We start from the raw sequence: 21,434 nt of genomic DNA, 5'->3' as shown, positions 1-21,434 counted from the left end.
CGGTGGCGGCCACCGCGCCCTGCCCGCCGTCGGTCGCTCCCGGACTCGCGCGCCACGTACGCTGAACGCATGGCTCTGTTCTCCCGTCGTCCGAAGAATCAGCCCGACGAGCCGGCGGAGACGCCGATCGACGCCGACCCTGCCGTCGCCGATGTCCACGATGAGGTCAGCGCGGCCGTCGCCGCGGAGGAAGCAGACAAGGCCGAGGCGGAGCCGGTGCCGCACGTCTCGATCTCGATGTCCACCTACGGCAAGCCGGCACGGCCCGCGAACCGTCCCGCCGCGGCACCGGCATCCGGTCTCACCCTTCCGCGTGTGCCGGCCGAGGCGCCGGCGCGTACCGAGGGTCGCAAGGGCATGCCCGACAACACGCTCCTGATGGCAGCGCTCGCTGGTCTCCCCGAGCAGCCCGACAACGCGGCGGTCCTGAACGTGATGCGACAGGCGCTGCAGGGGACGCTCTACCTGCGCATCCTCGGCGACGCGCGTGAGCAGCTCAACGCCGGTGAACCGCTGCGGCTGGCCATCTCCACGATCGGCGACAAGAAGTTCCTGCTCGCGTACACCGGTGCCGCGGGCATCCAGGCGGGCGTCGGAGCCGACCCCGACACGAACACCTCGATCCTCGGTCAGCCCGCGCAGGCGGTGCTGAAGAACACGGTCGACGCCGGCTACGACGGACTCATCCTCGACCACGCCGGTCCCGGTCGCCGTATCGTCCTGACCTCGGCACTGATCATCCGCACCCTCGAGCAGGCCGACCCCGATTTCACGATCAAGAACCTGCTCAGCGACACCCGCAGCGATGCGACAGCCCGCTACGTCGTCGACGCGCTCCTCACCAAGCGCGTCTACATCGCCGCCGGCAAGCGCGGCGACGGCAAGAGCCTCGGCATCGCCGAGGCACGCGGAGCCGACGGCACCCGCCACCTGCAGGTCTTCTCCCACCCGCTCGAGGTGCTGGCGCTCCGTCGCGACGATCAGCCCATGCCCATCACGGTGGGCCAACTGGGGGCAGCGCTCGCGGGGGACCCCGCCCTCACGGGTCTGCTCGTCGACGCCGCGGGCCCGTGGATCCGCCTCGACCGGGAGCAGCTCGCCCCGATCCTGAATGCCGCGCAGGCGCCGGATGCCGAGACGAGCACCGCTGCGGAGGACTGACAACCCCCTGTTGCCCGCGTCGGCGAGGGGCCTAGGGTGACCGCATGGCATCGGAGCGCGTGACCCTCGACATCCCCGGCGGCCGTGAGGTGTCGCTCTCGAGCCCCAACCGCGTCGTCTTCCCCGAGGTGGGTGTCACCAAGCGTGAGCTCGCGGAGTACGTCATCGCGGTGTCCGAACCGTTCCTGCGCGCCAACGGCGACCGGCCCCTCTCGCTGGAGCGATTCCCCGACACCGTCGACGGCGAGGCCTTCTTCTCGAAGAACCCGCCCAAGGGTGCTCCGGACTACGTCGGCCAGGTGGTCTGCACGTACAACAGCGGCCGGCGCCATCCTCAGGTCGTGCTGACCGAGACCGCCGCGATCGTCTGGGCGGTGCAGATGAATACGGTCGTGTTCCATCCGTGGGCGTCCCGCACCGCCGACACCGACAACCCGGTCGAGCTGCGCATCGATCTCGATCCGCAGCCGGGGACGGACTTCGCGGATGCCGCGGCGGTCGCGCCGGCGCTGCGCGAGGTGCTCCGCGAGGCGGGCCTGGAGCCATGGCTGAAGACGAGCGGCAACCGCGGTCTGCACGTGTTCTGCCCGATAGAGCCGACCCACGAGTTCCTCGACGTCCGTCACGCGGTCATCGCCGCGAGCCGCGAGTTGGAGCGCCGCCTGCCCGACAAGGTGACGACGAACTGGTGGAAGGAGGAGCGCGGCGAGCGCATCTTCCTCGACTTCAATCAGGCCAACCGTGACCGCACGATGGCAGGCGCGTACAGTCCGCGCGCTCTCCCGGCCGCGACGGTGGCGACGCCGATCACGTGGGAGGAGCTCGACGCGGGCGTGGATCCGAGCGCGTTCACGGTGCGCACCGTCCCGCAGCGGCTCGCTGACTCGGGCGACCCGTGGGAGCGGATGCACGACGCCCCCGGCCGGATCGACACGCTGCTGGAGTGGTGGCAGCGCGACCTCGATGAGGGGCTCGGCGAGCTGCCGTTCCCGCCGGAATTCCCCAAGATGCCCGGTGAGCCGCCGCGCGTGCAGCCGTCGCGGGCGAAGAAGGACTGAGCTCAGCGCACCTCGGCGGCGACGACGTCGACGCGTTCCTCGACGGCCGGCTTCTTGCGGGCCCACCGGACCGGGGTCGCGGGCCCGTCCCACACCTGCATGATGCCCCATGCGGCGGCCGTCAGCGGCACCGCGAGCACCGCGCCGACGATCCCGCCCAGGACGGTGCCGACGGTCAGCGCGATCAGGACGACGAACGCGTGCAGCTTCATGGAGCGTCCCATGAGGAACGGCTGCAGGAAGTTGCCTTCGAGCTGGTTCACGAGCACCACGATGCCGACGACGATGAGCGCGACCACCCAGCCGTGGGCGACCAGGGCGACGAGTGCGGCGAGGATGCCGGCGACGGTCGCACCGACGATCGGGATGAACGCGAGCAGGAAGACCAGGACGGCCAGCGGGACGGCCAGCGGCACGTTGAGGATGAGCAGACCGATGAGGATGCCGATCGCGTCGACCGCCGCGACCGCCGCCGTGCCGCGAAGGTACGACCCGAACGTCTGCACGGTTTTCGCGCCGATGCGGACGGCCCGATCGTAGTGCTCGCCGCGGAACGGGCGGAGCAGGAACTCCCACATCTGCGGCCCGTCCTTCAAGAAGAAGAACAGCGTCGTGATCAGCAGCACGAGGCCGGTGAGGAAGTTCGCGACGGCGCTCACGCCGGCGAGCGCACCGGAGCCGAACTGGGCGCTCGTGACGAAGTCGGTGGCGGTCGCGATCCACGCGTCGAGCTGCGCCTGATCGATCGTGATCGGCAGCGTCTGCACCCAGTCGAGCAGGCTCTCGAAGCCCGACACGGCGCTCGCGGCGAGCTCATCCCACTGGTCGCGGACAGCCCAGGCGACCAGCCAGGACACCCCGGTGAGAAGGGCGAGGAACGCGAACAGCGTGATGAGGGTCGCCGCCAGCGCGGGCAGGCCGCGTCGCCGCATCCAGCTCATCAGGGGAGCGGCCGCCGAGGCGATGATCAGGGCGAGCAGGGTCGGGATGGTCACGATCGTGAGCTGCAGCAGCCCCAGGATCGCGGCGATGGCGACGACGCCCACGATGATCACCTGCAGTGCGCGCGTGGCGAGCACGCCGAAGCCGTCGGACCACATGCTCCACGGTCTGCCGGGCGCGCTCACGCGCAGCGGCCTGCTGTCGTCGAGTCGAACCGAACGCGGGGAGGAGTCGAACAGGCCCATGGTGCGACCCTAGACGACGCGCCGGTCCGCGGCGGGGGATTGACTCAGTCGAGCACGGCACCCAGATCGTAGGCGGAAACGGTCTCCAGCTGGTCGAACGTGCACGAGCGAGCGTCACGATCAGGGCGCCAGCGCTGGAACTGGACCGTGTGGCGGAATCGTGCACCCTCGAGTTGGTCGTAGGCGACTTCCAGCACGAGTTCGGGTCGCAGCCGCACGAAGGAGGTGTCCTTGGAACCCGTGAACCTCGACCGATCGCTCTCACCGGTGACGGTGGCGCCGTCGTCGCCCCGCTCCACCAGCGGGGCGAGCTCGTCGATGAGCTCCGCGCGCCGCTTGTCGCTCCAGGCCGCGACGCCGCCGACCTGGCGGAGCGTGCCGTCGCCGTCGTAGAGGCCGACCAGCAGGGATCCGACACCGGAGCCGCTCTTGTGGATGCGGTAGCCGAGCGCGACCACGTCGGCGGAACGGGCGTGCTTGATCTTGAACATCGTGCGCTTGCCGGGCGCGTACGGCTGAGCGAGCGGCTTCGCGACCACCCCGTCGAGCCCTGCGCCCTCGAACTCCTCGAGCCAGCGCGTCGCGACCGCGGCATCCGTCGTCGTGCGGGTCAGATGCACCGGATGCGGCACGTCCTTCAGAAGCTCCTCCATCGCCGCGCGGCGTTCGGCGAACGGCTCGGGCTGGAGGTCGCGCTCTCCCCGCGCGAGCAGGTCGAAGGCGATGAACATCGCTGGGTGCTGCTCGCTGAGCAGAGCGACGCGGGATGCCGCGGGGTGGATGCGCTGCGACAGGATCTCCCACTGCAGCCGCTGCGCTCCCGCCTCGCCGTCGGCCACGACGATCTCTCCGTCCAGGAGACACGGCTCGGGAAGGAGGCGGCGGAACGCCTCGACGAGTTCGGGGAAGTACCGGGTGAGGGGCTTCGATCCGCGCGACCCGATCTCCACCTCGGTCCCGTCCCACGCGACGAGGGCGCGGAAGCCGTCCCACTTCGGCTCAAAGCTGAGGCCGCCCGGCGTCTTGGCCGGATCCGGCACGGCGGGCACGGACTTCGCGAGCATGGGCGCGGGGATCTCGTACATGTGCCCCATCCTCCCCCGGTGGGCGATCGGTGGGTAAGAGGGTTCTCATACCGCACCGTCGAGGGCGACGTCGTCGAGAGCGGTCCTCGCGCGCCGTAGCCTGATTCCGTGCCCGAACTCAGTCCCCACATGTCGAACGTCCCGGTCAGCGGCATCCGTCGACTCTTCGAGGCGGCCCTCGGCCTCGAAGACGTCATCTTCCTCGCCGTGGGGGAGCCCGACGTGCCCGTCGCGCCCCACATCGGCGCCGCCGCGAAGGCGGCATGGGATGCCGATCTGACCGATTACACCGCAAACAGCGGCATCCCTCCGCTGCGCACCGCGTTCGTGCACCGCTTCGCGGCCGATCACGGGGCGAGCATCGACCCGCAGCGGGTGTGGGCCACCGTCGGTGCGACGCAGGGCCTGCATCAGGCTCTCGGGCTCGTGCTCGACCCGGGCGATGAGGTGCTCGTCCCCGATCCCGGCTACACGACCTTCACGATGAGTCCGCGCATGCTCTCGGCCGTGCCCGTGCCGTACGCGCTCCGTGAGGAGGCCGCGTTCCTGCCCGAGATCGACCGGCTCGAGGCGCTCATCACCCCGAGGACCCGGGCGATCATCGTCAACTCGCCGTCCAATCCGCTTGGAACGGTTCTCGACGAGCAGCGCGCCCGAGACATCCTCGCCTTCGCCACGCGCCATGACCTGTGGGTCATCAGCGATGAGGTCTACTCGGAGTTCTCCTGGGATCGGCCTCATGTGAGCCTCACCGCGATGGACACTGCGGCGACTGGCGGGGAGCGCGTCATCGGTGTGTTCTCGCTCTCGAAGACGTATGCCATGACCGGCATCCGTGTCGGCTTCCTCGTCACGCCGCTCGCGTGGGACGTCGCGATGAGGACGACCCAGGAGGCGATGATCTCCTGCCTGGACCTGCCGTCGCAGCACGCCGGCGTCGCCGCCCTCAGCGGCGACCAGTCGCACGTCGCCGCCGTGAAGACGCACTACCGCGACAACCTGGCCGCCGCCACAGCGATGCTGGACGCACGCGGCATCCGGTATCGCCAGCCCGACGGCGCCTTCTACCTCTGGATCGACGTGCGTCACGCGAGCGGCGGAGACGTCGCGCAGTGGTCGCTCGACTTCCTCCGCGAGCAGCGGGTCGCGGTCGCGCCGGGTTCGGCGTTCGGCGCATCGGGGGAAGGGTGGATCCGCGTGTGCGCGGCCGCCTCCTTAGAGAACCTGCTGCTCGGACTGTCGCGCCTGCCGACGTCGTCAGCGCAGTGAGCTGAGCCGGCGGGCGACTTCGGCGGCCGGCATCCGGCGGGGGAACGAGGCGACCATGAGGTCGTCGTCGGCAGGAGGCTCGCCGTCCGGGTGTACGCCGAAGCGGTGCATGAGGTCGTCGTATGCGTCGGTGAGCGTGGAGGCCGGCACGCGCTTCGTATCGCGCAGCAGACGGCGCAGCACGTGGTTGTGCACGGCGGTGACCATTGCTGCGAACGCGACGGCGTCGATCGGGTCGAGGCCGGGCAGGGCGTGCCGCAGATACTCGTCGAAGAGCCGCTCGTAGCGGAAGACGGTGACGATCTCGCGGTCGCGCAGCGACGGCACCTCTCTCACGACGGCGTACCGGTGCCGGGCCAGCTCGGGGTCCGCAGCGAAGTGGCGGAACACCTGCACGGATGCCGCGCACACGGCCGCCCACGGATTCTCATGGGGCTCGGCGAGGAAGTCTCGCAGCTGGGCGAGGAGGACCTCGTGATCGGCGAAGACCACATCGTCCTTGCCGCCGAACTGCCGGAAGAAGGTGGAGCGGGAGACGCCTGCAGACTGGGCGATCTGCTCGACCGACGTCTGCTCGTACCCGTGCCGTGCGAACAGCTCCAATGCGGCGGCGACCACCGTGCTGCCGGCGGGACGAGCGTCATCGACCATGGGGAGAGCCTACTGTCACGCCGGTCCCGCACGGCCGATCGACGCCGTTCACTGTCGGGCATGACCTCCCTGTGGAAGCACCGGCCCTCCGCCCCTTCGGGTACCCCGCTTCCGGCGGGGGTGCGGCGATCGCGTGCAGGCGCGGGTAGTAGGCTTTCGGACTGGGCGATCTCTCGATATCGAGAGATTTCTTGATGCCCGTCACCCCCGCCGTCGCCCAGCGAAGGATTGCAGTGGATCTTTACGAGTACCAGGCACGAGACCTGTTCGAGAAGTACGAGGTGCCGGTGCTCGCCGGCATCATCGCCGACACCCCTGAGGAGGCGAAAGCGGCCGCGGAGAAGATCGGCGGTGTCGTCGTCGTCAAGGCTCAGGTCAAGACCGGAGGTCGCGGCAAGGCCGGCGGCGTCAAGGTCGCCAAGACCCCGGACGAGGCGTTCGAGGCAGCCAAGGCCATCCTCGGCCTCGACATCAAGGGCCACGTCGTCCAGCGCGTCATGGTCGCCCAGGGCGCCGACATCGCTGAGGAGTTCTACTTCTCCGTGCTGCTCGACCGCTCGAACCGCTCCTACCTGAGCCTGTGCTCGGTCGAGGGCGGCATGGAGATCGAGGAGCTCGCCGTCGAGCGTCCCGAGGCGCTCGCGCGCATCGAAGTCGACCCGCTGCAGGGCATCGACAAGGCCAAGGCCGTCGAGATCGCTACCGCCGCGAAGTTCCCGGCCGAGCTCATCGAGAAGGTCTCCGACGTCTTCGTCAAGCTCTACGACGTCTACAAGGGCGAGGGCGCGACCCTCGTCGAGGTGAACCCGCTGGTCCGCACCGGCGCCGGTGACATCGTCGCCCTCGACGGCAAGGTGTCGCTCGACGACAACGCCAGCGAGGTCCGCCACCCCGAGCACGAAGAGCTCGAGGACAAGGGCGCCGCTGACCCGCTCGAGGCCAAGGCCAAGGAGTCGGGCTTGAACTACGTCAAGCTCGACGGTCAGGTCGGCATCATCGGCAACGGCGCGGGTCTGGTCATGTCGACCCTCGACGTCGTCGCGTACGCCGGTGAGAACCACGGTGGCGTGAAGCCCGCCAACTTCCTCGACATCGGCGGCGGCGCGAACGCGCAGGTCATGGCCGCAGGTCTCGACGTCATCCTCGGCGACGAGCAGGTCAAGAGCGTGTTCGTCAACGTCTTCGGCGGCATCACGAGCTGCGTCGCCGTCGCGGAGGGCATTGTGAAGGCCCTCGAGATCCTCGGCGACACCGCCACCAAGCCCCTCGTCGTCCGCCTGGACGGCAACCAGGTCGAGGAGGGTCGCGCGATCCTCGCGGAGGCGAACCACCCGCTCGTCACCCTGGCCGCCGGCATGGACGAGGGCGCCGACAAGGCCGCCGAGCTGGCGAACGCCTGAGACAGAAGGAACCGAGAATGTCGATCTATCTCAACAAGGACTCCAAGGTCATCGTCCAGGGCATCACCGGCGGCGAGGGCACCAAGCACACCGCGCTCATGCTGAAGGCGGGCACCAACGTGGTCGGCGGCGTCAACGCACGCAAGGCCGGCACGACCGTCACACACGAGAAGCCGCACGAGGGCGAGGTCGAACTCCCCGTCTTCGGATCCGTCTCCGAGGCCATGGAGAAGACCGGCGCTGACGTGTCGATCGCCTTCGTCCCGCCGGCGTTCACGAAGGACGCGATGATCGAGGCCATCGACGCCGAGATCCCGCTGCTCGTCGTGATCACCGAGGGCGTGCCCGTCGGTGACACCGCCGAGGCGTGGGCCTACGCGAAGAGCAAGGGCAACAAGACCCGCATCATCGGCCCGAACTGCCCCGGCATCATCACCCCCGGTGAGGCGCTCGTTGGCATCACACCGGCCAATATCACCGGCAAGGGCCCGATCGGTCTCGTCTCGAAGTCGGGCACCCTGACTTACCAGATGATGTTCGAGCTGCGCGACCTGGGCTTCTCGACCGCCATCGGCATCGGCGGCGACCCGGTCATCGGCACCACCCACATCGACGCCCTCGCGGCGTTCGAGGCGGACCCCGAGACCAAGGCCATCGTCATGATCGGTGAGATCGGTGGCGACGCCGAAGAGCGCGCCGCGGACTTCATCAAGGCCAACGTGACCAAGCCCGTTGTGGGCTACGTCGCTGGCTTCACTGCCCCCGAGGGCAAGACGATGGGCCACGCCGGCGCCATCGTCTCCGGCTCGGCGGGCACCGCGCAGGCGAAGAAGGAGGCCCTCGAGGCCGCCGGCGTCAAGGTCGGGAAGACCCCGTCCGAGACCGCTGCGCTCATGCGGGAGATCATCGAGACGCTCTGACGTCTCACGCTCGAAGGGCCGGATGCCGTGGCATCCGGCCCTTCGTCGTTTCCGCCCTCCGCAGCCGGAACTGCCACGCGAAGGCGGGGGCGGGTGGCGCTCGGCGTTCGAGGTGGCAGCTGGGGGCGCTCCCGCGGCGGGCAGGCGGCTCGAGCTGCCACTCGAATGAGGCGCGCGGTGCGTCCCCGCGGCGGGCAGGCGGCTCGAGCTGCCACTCGAACGAGGCGCGCGGTGCGCCCCCGAGGCGCGACGGCGGCTGCGCGACCCGACGCGCGACGGCGAAGGCCGCGCCCCGGAGAGGAGCGCGGCCTTCGGTGGATGCGTGCCGGTCAGGCGCCGAGCAGCGCCTCGATGGGTCCGCGCGCGAAGTACAGCACGAAGCCGAAAGCCACGACCCAGAGCAGCCAGTGCACCGTGCGGCCCTTGCCCGACAGGACGTTGATGACGACCCAGCTGACGAAGCCCGCGCCGATGCCGTTGGCGATGGAGTAGGTCAGCGGCATGACCGTCGCGGTCAGGAACACCGGCAGCAGGACGTTGAAGTCGGTGAAGTCGATGTTCTTGATCTGCGCCAGCATCATCGCGCCGACGAGCACCAGGGCGGCCGCGGCGATGAAGCCGGGAACGAGCCCGGTGACGGGCGTCACGAACATGGCGAGCAGGAACAGCACACCGGTGACGACGTTCGCGAGGCCCGTGCGGGCGCCCTCGCCGATGCCGGAGCCCGACTCGACGAAGACAGTGGCCGACGACGACGAGGTCGCACCACCGACGACGGCGCCGACGCCCTCGACGACCAGTGCCGACTTGATGCGCGGGAAGTCGCCCTTCTCATCGGCGAGGCCCGACTCCTTGGCGAGACCGGTCATGGTGCCCATGGCGTCGAAGAAGTTGGTGAACACGAGCGTGAACACGAACATCAGCAGGGCGACGAAGCCGACCTTGCCGAGATCGAAGCCGAAGTCGACGGCGCCGACGAGGCTCAGGTTCGGTGCGGAGAAGATCGTGCCGCCAGCGAGGCCGAAGTCCGCGACCGGCGTGAAGATGTTGACGATGGCGGCGAGCACGGTGCCGGTCACGAGCGCGATGAGGATCGCGCCCTTCACGCGCAGCGAGATGAGGATGCCGCCGAGCAGCAGCGTGACGACGAACAGGAGCGTGTCGACGGTCGCGATCGAGCCCGCGGTGCCGAGTTCGAGGGGCGTGCCGCCGCCGGTTCGGACGAAGCCGGCGTTGACGAAGCCGATGAAGGCGATGAACAGGCCGATGCCGACGGTGATCGCGAGCTTCAGCTGCACCGGGACGGCGTCGAAGATCATCTTCCGCAGGCCCGTCGCAGCGAGCAGCACGATGATGAGTCCGTTGATGATCGTGAGGGCCATCGCCTCGCCCCACGTCACCTGACCGACGACGGAGAACGCGAGGAACGCGTTGATGCCGAGACCGGCGGCGAACGCGAACGGGAGGCGAGTGATGATGCCGAACAGGATCGTCATGAATCCGGCGGTAAGCGCCGTGCTGGCCGCGACGGCCTCGGGCGGGAGGACCGTCCCCTCGACGTCGGCGGTCGACAGGATGATCGGGTTCAGGATCACGATGTAGGCCATCGTCACGAAGGTGACGACGCCGCCTCGGACTTCGGCGCCGATGGTGGAGCCGCGGCGGGTGATCTCGAAGAAGCGGTCGAGGGCGGAGACGGATGCCGAGCTGTCGGCAGCCGTGCGGGGGGAGCGGCTAGGGCGGGTCACCTTCCGAGATTAGCGGCGTGGCGGAGGTGGTCGAGATACGCTTCCGCCATGCACCGCATCTTCCGGACGAGCTTCGCATCGGTGTACCCGCTCTATGTGACGAAGGTGGAGCGCAAAGGGCGCACGAAGGCCGAACTCGATGAGACGATCCGCTGGTTGACGGGGTTCGACGACGAGGCGCTCGCGCACCAGATCGACAGCGGCGCCACCATCGAGGAGTTCTTCGCCGCCGCGCATCTTCCGGCCGAGGTGACGAAGATCACGGGGGTGATCTGCGGCATCCGCGTCGAGGAGATCGAAGACCCGCTGATGCAGAAGATCCGCTACCTCGACAAGCTCGTGGACGAGCTCGCCCGAGGGAAGGCCCTCGAGAAGGTGCTCCGCACCTAACCGCCCGGCGCGGCGCCGGAGCGCCCACCGGGGCGGAGGCTTTCGCGCGGGTAGGGTCGGTTCGGCATGAATCGCCTGCTCGTCCTCCTCCTCGCCGCCTTCGACGCCGCCCTCGTCGTCGCCGTCGGCCTCGCCGTCGTGCTCGCGCCGGTGACCCTGCTGTGGATCTTCGCCCTCGGCGGCGAAGCCGACTGGGTTGCGCTCTGGCCCGCCGGGGCGACCATCTGGCAGGTCGGCCATTTCGTGCCGGTGACCCTCAGCTTCCCCGCCGAGTTCCTCGTTGCGACGGGCCTGCCGGAGGAGGCGGGGCAGTTCACCTTCTCGCTCGCCCCCCTCGCACTCGCCCTGTTCACCGCGGTCTTCGCGGCGCGTTCGGGTGCGCGCGCGGCCGGAGCCGGTGCCTGGCCGACCGGCGTGCTGTCGGGAACGGCCACCGTCGCGGCCCTGTCGGCCCTCGTCGCGGTGACATCCGCGACTCCCGTCGCCGCGGTCGACCTCGCCGCAGCGATCCTCGGCCCGACGCTCGTCTTCGGAGTCCCCGCCCTCCTCGGCGCGCTCGTGCGCGGATGGAGTCAGGGTGACGGCGGACTCCTCGACACCCTTTCCGAGCGCATCCCCGACGACATCCAAGACGGGGTGGATGCCGGTGCGCGCGGTCTCGCGGTGAGCCTGTCGGGCGTGATCGGGCTCGGCGCCCTCCTCCTCGGCATCCTCTTCTTCGCCCGCGGCGGCGAAATCGTGGCGCTGACGCAGTCGTCCCACGCCGACCTGATCGGTGTGGTGGTGCTGTCCCTCGGTGCGCTCCTCTACGTGCCGACGCTGATCGTGTGGTTCGCGGCGTTCGTGGCCGGCCCCGGCTTCGCCGTCGGAGCCGGCACGGCCGTCTCACCTGCCGGCACGAGCGTCGGTGTCCTCCCCGGCATCCCCGTCCTGGGCGTGGTCCCCGAGTCGACGTCATCGGCGCTTCTGCTGCTCGCCCTGCTGGTCGTCGGCGCCGGCGCGTTCGCCGGCTGGATGGTCCGAGGGATGCTCCACGCCGGTGACCCCGCAGACGAGCCGCTCCGGCCCCGCCTGGTCGCGCTCGTCACGATGGTGCTCGGCTCCGCGGCAGGCGCGGCGGCACTGGCATGGGCGGCGCAGGGCGCGCTCGGCCCGGGCCGGCTCGGCGAGATGGGCACGGCCCCCGGCGCATTCGCGGCGGCTGTCGGCGTCGAAATCGCCATCGGCGCAGCCGTCATGATGTTCTCCCCGCGCTCCGACTCGCCGAGGCCCACCTCGACGCGCGCCGAGGGGTCGTCCGCGGACGAGGGGGATCCCTCCTTCGCGGATGCCGCGCGATCCCCGCATCCGGAACTGCGCGCCGGCGAGCGGGCGAAGCGCAGCAGGCTCGCATCCGTTGGGCACTGGTTCGCCTTCCGTGACACCGCCGCGCTCTCGCGCACCTCGGACGTGTCCGCCGCCGCGCAGCCGCGCACCGAGACCGCGGATGCCGGTGCAGAGGACCGCCGCGATTCCACCGCCGACGAGCAGGCGACCGACGTCCTGGGCGACCTCCGCGAGGGTCCCACCGCCGATGGGCCGGACGGCCCGCACCGCTAGACTGATCGGGTGCTCACGGTCGCCGTTCTCATCTCGGGCACGGGATCCAATCTTCGCGCCCTTCTCGACGCCGCGAGCGAGCCCGATTTCCCCGCGCGCATCATCGTGGTGGGCGCCGATCGGCAGGCCGACGGATTCGCGCACGCCGAGCACTACGGCATCCCGACCTTCATGGTCCCGTTCCAGGAGTTCGACTCGCGCGAGGCATGGGGTGAGGAGCTGCTCGCCCACCTCGACGTGTGGGAGCCCGACCTGGTCGTCCTCAGCGGCCTCATGCGGCTGCTGCCCTCCGCCGTCGTCGACGCCTGGGCGCCGAAGCTGATCAACACCCACCCCGCCTTCCTGCCGGAGTTCCCCGGAGCACACGGCGTGCGCGACGCGCTCGCCGCCGGCGTCACCGAGACCGGCGCGAGCGTGATCGTCGTCGACAGCGGCGTCGACACCGGTCCGATCCTCGCCCAGGAGCGCGTGCCCGTGCTCCCCGGCGACACCGAGCACACCCTGCACGACCGCATCAAGCCCGTCGAGCGCCGTCTGCTGATCGACGTGGTGCGTCGCATCGCGACGGGCGACCTCGACCTCACCGCCACCGCCTGACCGCCTGACCCGGAGGAGCCCCTCATGGCCGGACCGCAGATCGACCCCGACCTCTACCGTCCCCGCGACACCGTGCCGGTGCGGCGCGCCCTCGTGTCGGTGAGCGACAAGACCGGCCTGCTCGAGCTCGGCCAGGCGCTCGCCGCGGCGGGCGTGGAGATCGTCTCCACCGGCGGATCCGCGGCGCTCCTGCGCGACGCCGGTATCGAGGTCAAGGATGTCGCCGAGATCACCGGCTTCCCCGAGTCGCTCGGCGGTCGCGTGAAGACCCTCCACCCGAGCGTGCACGCGGGCCTGCTCGCCGACCTCCGCCTCGAGGACCACGAGGCGCAGCTGAGTGAGCTCGGCATCCTGCCGTTCGAGCTCGTCGTGGTGAACCTGTACCCGTTCGTGCAGACCGTGGCATCCGGGGCCCAGGGTGACGCCGTCGTCGAGCAGATCGACATCGGCGGTCCTGCGATGGTGCGCGCGTCGGCGAAGAACTTCGCGAACGTCGCCATCGTCGTCTCGCCCGAGTCCTACCCCGCGATCGTCGAGTCGCTCGCGCAGGGCGGCACCACGCTCACGCAGCGCCGTGAGCTCGCCGCCCGTGCCTTCGCGCACACGGCGGCCTACGACCGTGCCGTCGCGACCTGGTTCGCGGAGGAGACCCTCGGCGATGAGGGCGATCTGCCGCAGCACCTGACGATCAAGGCCGAGCGCCTGGCCACCCTCCGCTACGGCGAGAACTCGCACCAGCGCGCCGCGATCTACAGCCGCATCGGCGGTCACGGCATCGCCCAGGCGACCCAGCTCCAGGGCAAGGAGATGTCCTACAACAACTACGTCGACGCGGATGCCGCGCTGCGAGCCGCCTTCGACCTCGTCAAGCCGGCCGTCGCCATCATCAAGCACGCGAACCCCTGCGGCATCGCGATCGGTGCTCCGCAGGCTCTCGACCCCATCGCGTCGGCGCACCTGCGTGCGCACGAGTGCGACCCGGTGTCGGCATTCGGTGGCGTCATCGCGGCGAACCGCACGGTGACACTCAAGATGGCGGAGAACCTGCGCGACATCTTCACCGAGGTGATCGTCGCTCCCGACTTCGAGCCGGAGGCCCTCGAGGTCTTCAAGCTGAAGAAGAACCTGCGCGTGCTCCGTCTGCCCGACGACTGGCGGCAGGAGCCGATGGACGTCCGCCTCGTGTCGGGCGGTCTGCTGCTGCAGGATGCCGACCGGTTCCCCGACGAGATCGAATCGCTCGTCGACAGCTGGCAGCTCGTCTCGGGCGAGCGGCCCGCAGACGAGGAGCTCGAGAACCTCTCGTTCGCGTGGAAGAGTTGCCGCGCGGTGAAGTCGAACGCGATCGTGCTGGCGAAGAACTCCGCCACGGTCGGCATCGGCATGGGGCAGGTCAACCGCGTGGACTCGTGCCGCCTCGCCGTGGAGCGTGCCGGCGACCGTGCCGCGGGGACCGTCGCGGCATCCGACGCGTTCTTCCCCTTCGCGGACGGTCCGCAGGTGCTCATCGATGCCGGCATCACGACGATCATCCAGCCCGGCGGGTCGGTCCGCGATCAGGAAGTCATCGACGCCGCCCAGGCGGCCGGAGTCACGATGTACTTCACCGGCGAGCGTCACTTCTTCCACTGATTCTGCGGCGGACCGCGGGAGGGGGAGTTCTCCCCATCGTCGGAGGCGGGCGCTTCGCATAGGGTCTACGGCAGGAGGTGCACCGTGGGAATGATGCTGCCGAATGAGCTCATCTGGGTGATGGAGAAGCTCGGTTTCGAGTGGCCCGATATCGATGAAGACGAACTCCGCCGCGGCGGCCACATCATCGAGGTGTTCCGCACGGAGCTCGAGGGCAAGCTGCAGGCGATGGACCGCAAGGTCAACACCGAGCTCGCCGTGGCGCTGCGCGGCCAGGCGGGCCCGGCGTACGTCGGTGCCTGGAACGCGAACCGCTCGCAGAACCTGCAGAAGCTGCTCGACATCCTCGGGCCCGTGCCGACCGGGGTGGACATCGCCGCCGGTGCCGTCACCGCGCTGAAGATCAAGGTCATCGCGGACGTGACGACGACGATGATCACGCTCGTCGCGATGCTGACGAACCCGATCACCGCCGCCGGGGCCGGCCCGATGCTCATCATCAAGAAGAAGCTGCTGAACGCCGCCGTCGACATCGCCGTCGAGCAGGTCCTCAATCAGGTCCTGCCCATGGTCATCGAACCGCTCGCGAACGAGCTGCCCGGTGTCATCATGGCCGCCCTCGACTCGCCCATCGTCGAGACCGTCGCGGGCGACCCCGACGAGTTCTACGCGGATCTGCAGGCGCTCGAACAGGCTCAGGGCGAGATGGAACAGCACGCCGCCGACGTCGAAACGCTCACGGAGCGCCTCATGTCCGACCTCGCCGGCCTGAACATCGGGGGCGACTGACCGTGCGGGACGCCGTGGTCGCCGACGACGACCTGAGCGCCGCCATCATCGCTCAACTGGCGATGAAAGGGAGTGAGGTGAGTCATGAGGATCGGTAGCGAGGTCGTTCGACCCATGATGAATTCGCTCGAGGGGATGCCTGTCCACGTCCGTCAGCTCGCGCAGATGTTCCGCAAGCACGGGCAGAAGCAGAATCAGAGCACGAACCGGGTGACGGACCTCGACGCGACAGACGTGCCCCAGCCCCTCCGCGACGGCTGGAAGAAGGACTCCTGGCACACCCCGGACCGCGTCGTCGGATCGGGGAAGCCGAATCGGCCCTACCCGGCGGAATACCTCGACGCCGACTACATCCAGCAGCACCTGCAGCGGTTCGAAGGCGGCGCGACTCGGTTCTACCGCAGCGAGAGCCTGGACCGTTACGGGCCCGGCAATCAGGGCACGACGTTCGTGTTCCCGACCTCCGAGATCGACAACATCATCCAGCAGGCCGACGGTGACCCGAAGAAGCTCGGCGTCATGCTCGGCTTGGGGGAGAACTTCTTCGTCGATGCCAACGGCAACGCCGTCGACATCACGCGGGCCGACTTCACCTACGAGGAGATCGTCAACGGGAACCTCCGGATGCCGAGGGGCAACGAAGCCGGCGCGAACGAGGCGTGGATCCCCGGCGGCTATCTGCCCGAAGGGATCCCCGAGGCCGTGCTGAACACGCATCCCGATGCCGGTCGCGGTGACCCGTCGGCAGGCGGGACGTGGGGCTCGTACACGCCCTTCCGACTGTGACCCTCGGCGACGCGGGCGCGGTCCGATACCCGGAGCGGTTCGAGATCCACCGGCTCGAGGCCCTCGGCGAGAACCCGTATCTGACCGACGACGATGCCCGCCGCCGGTACGACGACGGCAAGGGACTGAGCGTGGTCGCGGCGTCGACCCCGCCGACGTGGTTCCTCGATGTGTCGGTACGCCGCCACCGGTTCTCGGTCACGTTCTACGCACCGACGAAGACGCCGATCCGCCGGGTCGGGTGGGAGGAGACCGACGGGCGCCTGCTGCGTCGGAGTGCGGTCGATCTGTTCTATCCCGAGGGCGATCCGGGGCGGCGCGTACCGTACTCCCAGCTGCTGCGAGTCGAGCACCGCTGGTACGCGGACGGCGTCGTCCACATCGAGCGCTCCTCTCCGATCGATGAGGACCTCGTCACCCAAATCAGCGCGCCGCAGGAACTGCGGTGGCTCGACGTCCCGGCCTTCGGCGACTGGGGGCCGGTCATCGCGGCATCCGCTCCGCCCGAGTTCGCCCGGTTCGACCTGGATGCGATCGACGCGGCCGAGGCGTACGCGCGTGCGGAGATCGCCACCGGTGATCCTGCCTCCGAGCAGGACGGCTGGATCCTGCCGGCATCCGATACCACCGTCCTCGACGCGGTCACAGCGCTCACCCGCTTCGAGCCGGTGCCCTCGGCGGTGCCGGTGATCGAGCGGGACGCGGCGAGGATCGTGCCGGTGATGCTGCAGGGCACCGCGCCGCGCGCGTCCGGGCGGGATGCCGCGGAGGAGCGTCGACGCGTCGACGATCGTGAAGCGGGGCTCGCCGGCGCCTTCGAGTACGCCGCCGGGCGACCGATCGATCTGCCGCTCGACGGACGCGGCGACGGACCGGTGGCCGCCTACGCGGCGGCGCTGCGTGCAGTCGGCGTTCGGGACGCGCGATGGTGGGTCCTGAACGAGACCGGCGTCGTCCTCGTTCGCTCCGGAGATGCGGAGGCGGGCGATCTGGCGCTCGCGGTGCACCTCGTGCCGGCGCACTGGGTGTCGGGGCGCAGTGCGACGACGTCCGGACGTGCGCCCGCCGACCTGCAGTGGTCGAGGGCGGACATTGAGCCATGGACGGCGTGAAAGCAAGACCTGGGTGGCCAGCGATCGTCGTGGCTACCCTGACCGGGGAGGGGCATCATGGGCATCGGTGAGGTCATCAGACCGTTGAAGAACTCGCTGGACGGCGTTCCCGTCCACGTGCGTCAACTCGCGGACATGTTCCGTAAGCACAGTCAGCGTCAGGACCTGAACCGCTCGCAGGTCACTGCGCTCGACAACGTGAGCGGTGCGTGGCGCACCGACACGCACTGGACGCCGGACGCCGTCGTGAGCTGGAAGGGCGACGCGCCCGACCCCGGCGACTACCTCGACGCCGACTACATCTCCCAGCACCTGGCGCGTTTCGACGACGGCGCCAGCAGGATCTACTTCTCCGACACGCTGCACACGTACGGCCCCGGGCAATGGGACGGCTCGACCTTCGTCTTCCCGACGTCCGAGCTCGACGAGATCATCCGCAACGCCGACGGCGACGTGAACATCATCGCCGATCAGCTCGGCATGGAGCGTAGCTGGTTCTTCGACGACAACGGCGATCCGCTGCCCCTCGAAGTCCGCCATTTCGACCCCTCTGAATTGACGAACCTCCGGATGCCGTCCGGCAACGAGGCGGGCGCGAACGAGCACTGGATCCCCGGCGGGTATCTGCCCACCGGCATCCCTGAAGCGGTCATCGACATCCCCTCCTCGGCGACGGGCGTGGGGCGCAACCTCGACGGCGACTACAACCCGGGCTTGTGGCCGGGCAGGGCGCAGAGGTTGGACCTGAACTCATGACGCAGCCCGACGTCACCGTCTCGGGAGAGCCCTGGCTCACGGGCCATGTGATCGACGCGGCCGACGTCCGCTCGGAGGACGGCGAGGGCGCCCTCGTCAGAGCCGGCCGCATCGTGGACGAGATCGAAGCGCGGCTCGTCGATGCCAGCGGCGACGAGCCTGACGGCGAGCTGATCCCGGGGACGCCGCTCCTCCGCCGCGGCGACGTGTCAATCGTGCCCCTCTCGTGGGAGCCCGCGACGAGCGACGAGATTCGCGCGGCCGTGCGCGAGCGCGCCAGCGAACTGTGGCGGGGCATCCGCAGCGCCTGCGAGTACCGTCACGGCGTCGCCCTGGCCGTGGAGCCGGGCGACGGTGCGCCACCCAACGCCTATGTGCGGGCGTTGCAGCGACACGGGGTCCGCCGCGCCGACTGGTGGGGCTCCGACGACCGGGCGATCGTCCTCGTCGTGCACGGCGAACCGCTCCCGGCGCCCGCGTCGGCCAGTGCCGTCCACATCGTTCCTCTCGGATGGCTGTCGACGACCCGGCCGACGCGCAGGATCCCGCCCGTGGACCTGACGTGGTCGCCGGCGACGGACGGTCGTGGGGGCGACCGATGACAGCCGCGACCCGGCAATCGACGATCCTCCCCGAGGAGGCGAGGCGCGCGCTGGTGAGCGCGTACGCAGCGCCGGCAGCAGCGGTCGAGGCGACGGATGACGGTCTGATCGAGGGGGCTGTGCCCGTGTTGGTCCGTGGGGACGCGCGGATCGTGCCGCTGGCGGAGTGGCATTCCGCGGGAACACCTGCGGACGCCGAGGAACTCTGGCATTCGTTGAGCGCAGCGTGCCTGTATCGCGCGGGCAACTGGTCGCTGCTGGGCCTCGACGCCGAGCGCGACGACGCGATCGGCGATTACACGGCGGCGCTGCGCGCTGTCGGTGCCACTCGGGTCCGGTATTGGATCTATCCGGACGGGGTCGGCGTGGCGCTCGTGCGAGCCGGGGACGGGTCCCCGGAGGCGACGCTATCCCTCGCCCTGCACCTCGTTCCCGACGGGTGGGTGTTCCACCGGTCGCCCGGCCCGAGCCAGGACGTCCCCGACCTTCGGTGGTCGTGGGGAGACGTCGACGCGCTCAGCGCCGATGACCGAGGACTTAGTCTGTGAGAACGCTGATGAGAGGGCTGAACCGATGAGTGCGATCGCGACGGATGTGACCTTGCGTATCTATGGTGCGAGCGAGCTGGGAGTGCTCGCGCAGACGGCTCCGGGACCCGCGCACCCGCGGGTCGAGTACGTCGGCGGTGAGGTCTTCGTCGGGCTCGATCACCGTGATCGGGGCTCTGCCGTCACTCAGGGGGAGACGGAGGGGGCGGATGCCGGGTTCCGGGACGCCCTGCGCGCTGCGGTCTCGCTCGTCGGTGAGCTCCCCTCCGCGGTGGAGGGGACGGTGGTCATCGAGGACGAGGCGCTCGCCGCTGCCGTGCTGCTCGACCCGTCGCGGGTGGCGGGGCTCGAGCTCTCCGGCGACCCGGTGGTGTTCCCGTACGCCCGTGATCGAGTGGTCATCGTGGGTGCGGAGGATCAGGCCGCCATCGCGCGGACGCTGGACGTCGCGGAGGAGCTGTTCGACGCGGACCGGCCCCTGGTGAGCGCGCACCCGATGGTGCGGACCGACGAGGGGTGGGCGCCGTTCCCGCGGCGGGAGCGAGTGCCGGAGCTGGCGATGCGGTTCGAGCGCGTGCTGCGGTTGTTCTCGGTGCGCGCGTACGACGTGCAGACCGTCGCCCTCCAGCGCCCCGACGTGCACATCGCGCCGGCGAAGATCCGGGTGCTGGAGTCTGGGGTGACGACGACGTTCGCGACGTGGCCGCAGGGCACCGCGACGCTTCTGCCGGTGGTCGACAACGTCATCATCGCCGACCCGTCGGGCACTCTCAGCGTGGCGACGATGAACCAGTTCCTCGACGCGGCGGGCGATGCGGTCGTGCGCACAGGGCTGTCGCCGGCGCGCTACTTCGTTCCCGGTGAACAGCCCCGGGCGTCCACGGCATGATCTGGGAGGTCGATCAGCCGGAGCGCTCCGTGGACGGGTTGGATGCCGATGGGCGTCCTGACCCGGCCTACGCCGCCGCGCTGGGGCTCGTCCCCGCGCCGTACGGACGGCGCGCTCTCGCCTACGTGATCGACCTGGCCGCCTTCGGGCTGCTGCAGCTGCCCCTGTGGCTCGGCGCGATGCCCTTGGTGTTCAAGATGATCAGCGGGGCGATCTCTCCGTACGGCCTGGTCAACCACCCGGATTTCGTCCTCGCGGTCGTCATGGCGAGCATCTCGACCGCGCTGCTGCTCGCTTTCAGCATCGTCCAATGGGTCCTGCACGGGCGGCGCGGACTGACGATCGGCAAAGCCATCGTCGGCATCCGCAGCGTGAACGTCCGGTCTCTGGAGCGGCCCGGCGCCTGGGTCGTGCTGCTCCGGCTCCTGCTCGTCTCGGTCGCCGGAGTCGTTCCGGTGGTGGGAACGGTCATCATGCTCGCCTCGCCGACGTTCGACCCCCAGCAGCGGGGCCGCGCGCTGCACGACCGCGCGACGCGCATGTGGCTCGTCGACATCCGCCGCGGGTTGAACCCGTACGACGAGAAGCGCATGCGCATCGCCCGGAAGTCGGTGACCGCCGAGCCCGTGCCCGAGCGGGAGAAGCTGCCGTCGCTGGCGACCGCCATGAGCCCCGGCGAGCCCGGGTACCGGCCCGGCTCCCGGATCAGCGCCGGCGTCCTCGGGGTCGGTCGTCCCGCCGACCTGTCCACCTCCGGTGGCAGCATCCCCGAGCGACCCGTGCCCCTCGCGCCCTCACCTGCTGCACCGGCGGCGGCACCCGCCGCACCCGTGCCCACCCCGGCCGTGACGCCGGCGCCCGTGCCGACAGCGAAGCGTGCCGTCGTGGCTGAGCCCGTCGCCGGCTACGCGCTGCGCTTCGACACCGGACAGCGCGTGGAGATCGCCGGTCCGACCCTCCTCGGTCGGGATCCGGATGCCGGAGCCCAGCCCGGCGCCGCTCTGGCGAGCGTCGCCGATGAGAGCCGTTCGCTCTCCAAGACGCACGCGCTCGTGCGTGTCGTCGACGGGGGAATGGAGATCGTCGACTGGCACTCCACGAACGGGTGCGCCGTCATCCGCGGCGGCGTGGAGCGTGAGCTCGAACCCGGCATCCCGGCTCTCGTGGTCGAGGGCGACGGCGTCCGACTCGGAGACCGCCACGCCGAGGTGATCCGCTCGTGATCCGCTGTGCCCGCCCCATACCGCCCATCCCA

General features: G+C 69.9%; 21 protein-coding genes. 17 read left to right on the top strand and 4 right to left on the bottom strand.

Translation table 11 applies throughout. From position 1 onward, the window contains the following. Positions 1-69: 69 nt before the first annotated feature. Both ACHFGS_RS10925 and ligD read left to right on the top strand, forming a co-directional pair. On the top strand, positions 70-1,161 hold the full coding sequence (locus ACHFGS_RS10925; RefSeq protein WP_394278454.1) for a hypothetical protein: 1,092 nt from the start codon (positions 70-72) through the stop codon (positions 1,159-1,161). Between the two features lie 44 nt (positions 1,162-1,205). Beyond that, entirely contained in the window at positions 1,206-2,219 is a 1,014-nt protein-coding gene (gene ligD, locus ACHFGS_RS10920; RefSeq protein WP_394278453.1) for a non-homologous end-joining DNA ligase, read from the top strand. A gap of 2 nt (positions 2,220-2,221) precedes the next feature. On the opposite strand, the gene ACHFGS_RS10915 is transcribed toward ligD, so the two are convergent. Both ACHFGS_RS10915 and ACHFGS_RS10910 read right to left on the bottom strand, forming a co-directional pair. Continuing rightward, the gene (locus ACHFGS_RS10915) at positions 2,222-3,406 is read right to left on the bottom strand and encodes an AI-2E family transporter (protein WP_394278452.1); all 1,185 of its coding nucleotides are present in this window, start codon (positions 3,404-3,406) and stop codon (positions 2,222-2,224) included. 44 nt (positions 3,407-3,450) lie between these two features. Further along, complete coding sequence (locus tag ACHFGS_RS10910; RefSeq protein ID WP_394278451.1) at positions 3,451-4,491, bottom strand: ATP-dependent DNA ligase; 1,041 nt, start codon at positions 4,489-4,491, stop codon at positions 3,451-3,453. A 108-nt stretch (positions 4,492-4,599) separates the two neighbouring features. On the opposite strand from ACHFGS_RS10910, the gene ACHFGS_RS10905 reads away from it, so the two are divergent. Next, on the top strand, positions 4,600-5,760 hold the full coding sequence (locus ACHFGS_RS10905) for a pyridoxal phosphate-dependent aminotransferase (protein ID WP_394278450.1): 1,161 nt from the start codon (positions 4,600-4,602) through the stop codon (positions 5,758-5,760). On the opposite strand, the gene ACHFGS_RS10900 is transcribed toward ACHFGS_RS10905, so the two are convergent. Continuing rightward, positions 5,749-6,411: a TetR/AcrR family transcriptional regulator gene (locus ACHFGS_RS10900; RefSeq protein ID WP_394289461.1), complete on the bottom strand. Its 663-nt coding sequence runs from the start codon at positions 6,409-6,411 to the stop codon at positions 5,749-5,751. The two genes, ACHFGS_RS10905 and ACHFGS_RS10900, sit on opposite strands and share 12 nt — an antisense overlap. A gap of 233 nt (positions 6,412-6,644) precedes the next feature. Here ACHFGS_RS10900 and sucC point away from each other — a divergent pair, with 233 nt between their 5' ends. Next, positions 6,645-7,811: an ADP-forming succinate--CoA ligase subunit beta gene (gene sucC, locus ACHFGS_RS10895; protein ID WP_394289462.1), complete on the top strand. Its 1,167-nt coding sequence runs from the start codon at positions 6,645-6,647 to the stop codon at positions 7,809-7,811. Between the two features lie 17 nt (positions 7,812-7,828). After that, positions 7,829-8,731, top strand: a complete 903-nt coding sequence (sucD, locus tag ACHFGS_RS10890; RefSeq protein WP_394289460.1) for a succinate--CoA ligase subunit alpha — start codon at positions 7,829-7,831, stop codon at positions 8,729-8,731. A 329-nt stretch (positions 8,732-9,060) separates the two neighbouring features. Here the strand turns inward: sucD and ACHFGS_RS10885 are convergent, their stop codons facing one another. Then, positions 9,061-10,479 (bottom strand): NCS2 family permease, encoded by a 1,419-nt coding sequence (locus ACHFGS_RS10885; RefSeq protein WP_394279732.1) that lies wholly within the window; start codon positions 10,477-10,479, stop codon positions 9,061-9,063. Positions 10,480-10,527: 48 nt separating this feature from the next. Between ACHFGS_RS10885 and ACHFGS_RS10880 the strand changes: the two genes are divergently transcribed. The 12 genes from ACHFGS_RS10880 to ACHFGS_RS10825 all read left to right on the top strand — a co-directional run bounded on the left by ACHFGS_RS10880 (position 10,528) and on the right by ACHFGS_RS10825 (position 21,402). Then, the gene (locus ACHFGS_RS10880; RefSeq protein WP_394279731.1) at positions 10,528-10,869 is read left to right on the top strand and encodes a DUF2200 domain-containing protein; all 342 of its coding nucleotides are present in this window, start codon (positions 10,528-10,530) and stop codon (positions 10,867-10,869) included. Between the two features lie 66 nt (positions 10,870-10,935). Further along, entirely contained in the window at positions 10,936-12,468 is a 1,533-nt protein-coding gene (locus ACHFGS_RS10875; protein WP_394279730.1) for a DUF6350 family protein, read from the top strand. Positions 12,469-12,477: 9 nt separating this feature from the next. Then, positions 12,478-13,065 (top strand): phosphoribosylglycinamide formyltransferase, encoded by a 588-nt coding sequence (purN, locus tag ACHFGS_RS10870; RefSeq protein ID WP_394289459.1) that lies wholly within the window; start codon positions 12,478-12,480, stop codon positions 13,063-13,065. Between the two features lie 24 nt (positions 13,066-13,089). After that, positions 13,090-14,697, top strand: a complete 1,608-nt coding sequence (purH, locus tag ACHFGS_RS10865; RefSeq protein WP_394279712.1) for a bifunctional phosphoribosylaminoimidazolecarboxamide formyltransferase/IMP cyclohydrolase — start codon at positions 13,090-13,092, stop codon at positions 14,695-14,697. Between the two features lie 90 nt (positions 14,698-14,787). Then, positions 14,788-15,486 (top strand): hypothetical protein, encoded by a 699-nt coding sequence (locus ACHFGS_RS10860; RefSeq protein ID WP_394279729.1) that lies wholly within the window; start codon positions 14,788-14,790, stop codon positions 15,484-15,486. A gap of 135 nt (positions 15,487-15,621) precedes the next feature. Beyond that, positions 15,622-16,272 carry a hypothetical protein gene (locus ACHFGS_RS10855; protein ID WP_394279713.1) on the top strand — a complete coding sequence of 217 codons (651 nt, stop codon included), beginning with the start codon at positions 15,622-15,624 and terminating at the stop codon, positions 16,270-16,272. Then, positions 16,269-17,384, top strand: a complete 1,116-nt coding sequence (locus ACHFGS_RS10850) for a hypothetical protein (protein WP_394289458.1) — start codon at positions 16,269-16,271, stop codon at positions 17,382-17,384. Before ACHFGS_RS10855 ends, ACHFGS_RS10850 begins: the two co-directional genes overlap by 4 nt. Positions 17,385-17,441: 57 nt before the next feature. Further along, positions 17,442-18,140 (top strand): hypothetical protein, encoded by a 699-nt coding sequence (locus ACHFGS_RS10845; protein ID WP_394279715.1) that lies wholly within the window; start codon positions 17,442-17,444, stop codon positions 18,138-18,140. After that, positions 18,137-18,742, top strand: a complete 606-nt coding sequence (locus ACHFGS_RS10840) for a hypothetical protein (RefSeq protein ID WP_394289457.1) — start codon at positions 18,137-18,139, stop codon at positions 18,740-18,742. Before ACHFGS_RS10845 ends, ACHFGS_RS10840 begins: the two co-directional genes overlap by 4 nt. Next, positions 18,739-19,290, top strand: coding sequence for a hypothetical protein (locus ACHFGS_RS10835; RefSeq protein WP_394279717.1), 552 nt, complete (start codon positions 18,739-18,741; stop codon positions 19,288-19,290). The genes ACHFGS_RS10840 and ACHFGS_RS10835 overlap by 4 nt, the downstream gene beginning before the upstream one ends. A 25-nt stretch (positions 19,291-19,315) precedes the next feature. Continuing rightward, the gene (locus tag ACHFGS_RS10830; protein WP_394279718.1) at positions 19,316-20,179 is read left to right on the top strand and encodes a hypothetical protein; all 864 of its coding nucleotides are present in this window, start codon (positions 19,316-19,318) and stop codon (positions 20,177-20,179) included. Then, positions 20,176-21,402, top strand: a complete 1,227-nt coding sequence (locus ACHFGS_RS10825; protein WP_394279719.1) for an RDD family protein — start codon at positions 20,176-20,178, stop codon at positions 21,400-21,402. Before ACHFGS_RS10830 ends, ACHFGS_RS10825 begins: the two co-directional genes overlap by 4 nt. Positions 21,403-21,434: the final 32 nt, after the last annotated feature.

The organism is Microbacterium sp., assembly GCF_043427715.1.
GTDB lineage: Bacteria > Actinomycetota > Actinomycetes > Actinomycetales > Microbacteriaceae > Microbacterium.
This window is presented reverse-complemented; position numbering and strand designations above follow the sequence as displayed.

Coding starts and splice junctions, on each gene's coding strand:
- ACHFGS_RS10875 (WP_394279730.1), top strand. CDS start 10,936: ATGAATCGCCTGCTCGTCCTCCTCCTCGCCGCCTTCGACGCCGCCCTC.
- ACHFGS_RS10860 (WP_394279729.1), top strand. CDS start 14,788: ATGATGCTGCCGAATGAGCTCATCTGGGTGATGGAGAAGCTCGGTTTC.
- ACHFGS_RS10925 (WP_394278454.1), top strand. CDS start 70: ATGGCTCTGTTCTCCCGTCGTCCGAAGAATCAGCCCGACGAGCCGGCG.
- ACHFGS_RS10845 (WP_394279715.1), top strand. CDS start 17,442: ATGGGCATCGGTGAGGTCATCAGACCGTTGAAGAACTCGCTGGACGGC.
- ACHFGS_RS10825 (WP_394279719.1), top strand. CDS start 20,176: ATGATCTGGGAGGTCGATCAGCCGGAGCGCTCCGTGGACGGGTTGGAT.
- ACHFGS_RS10880 (WP_394279731.1), top strand. CDS start 10,528: ATGCACCGCATCTTCCGGACGAGCTTCGCATCGGTGTACCCGCTCTAT.
- ACHFGS_RS10830 (WP_394279718.1), top strand. CDS start 19,316: ATGAGTGCGATCGCGACGGATGTGACCTTGCGTATCTATGGTGCGAGC.
- sucD (WP_394289460.1), top strand. CDS start 7,829: ATGTCGATCTATCTCAACAAGGACTCCAAGGTCATCGTCCAGGGCATC.
- purH (WP_394279712.1), top strand. CDS start 13,090: ATGGCCGGACCGCAGATCGACCCCGACCTCTACCGTCCCCGCGACACC.
- ACHFGS_RS10900 (WP_394289461.1), bottom strand. CDS start 6,411: ATGGTCGATGACGCTCGTCCCGCCGGCAGCACGGTGGTCGCCGCCGCA.
- ACHFGS_RS10835 (WP_394279717.1), top strand. CDS start 18,739: ATGACAGCCGCGACCCGGCAATCGACGATCCTCCCCGAGGAGGCGAGG.
- ACHFGS_RS10840 (WP_394289457.1), top strand. CDS start 18,137: ATGACGCAGCCCGACGTCACCGTCTCGGGAGAGCCCTGGCTCACGGGC.
- ACHFGS_RS10915 (WP_394278452.1), bottom strand. CDS start 3,406: ATGGGCCTGTTCGACTCCTCCCCGCGTTCGGTTCGACTCGACGACAGC.
- ACHFGS_RS10855 (WP_394279713.1), top strand. CDS start 15,622: ATGCCTGTCCACGTCCGTCAGCTCGCGCAGATGTTCCGCAAGCACGGG.
- ACHFGS_RS10910 (WP_394278451.1), bottom strand. CDS start 4,491: ATGTACGAGATCCCCGCGCCCATGCTCGCGAAGTCCGTGCCCGCCGTG.
- ligD (WP_394278453.1), top strand. CDS start 1,206: ATGGCATCGGAGCGCGTGACCCTCGACATCCCCGGCGGCCGTGAGGTG.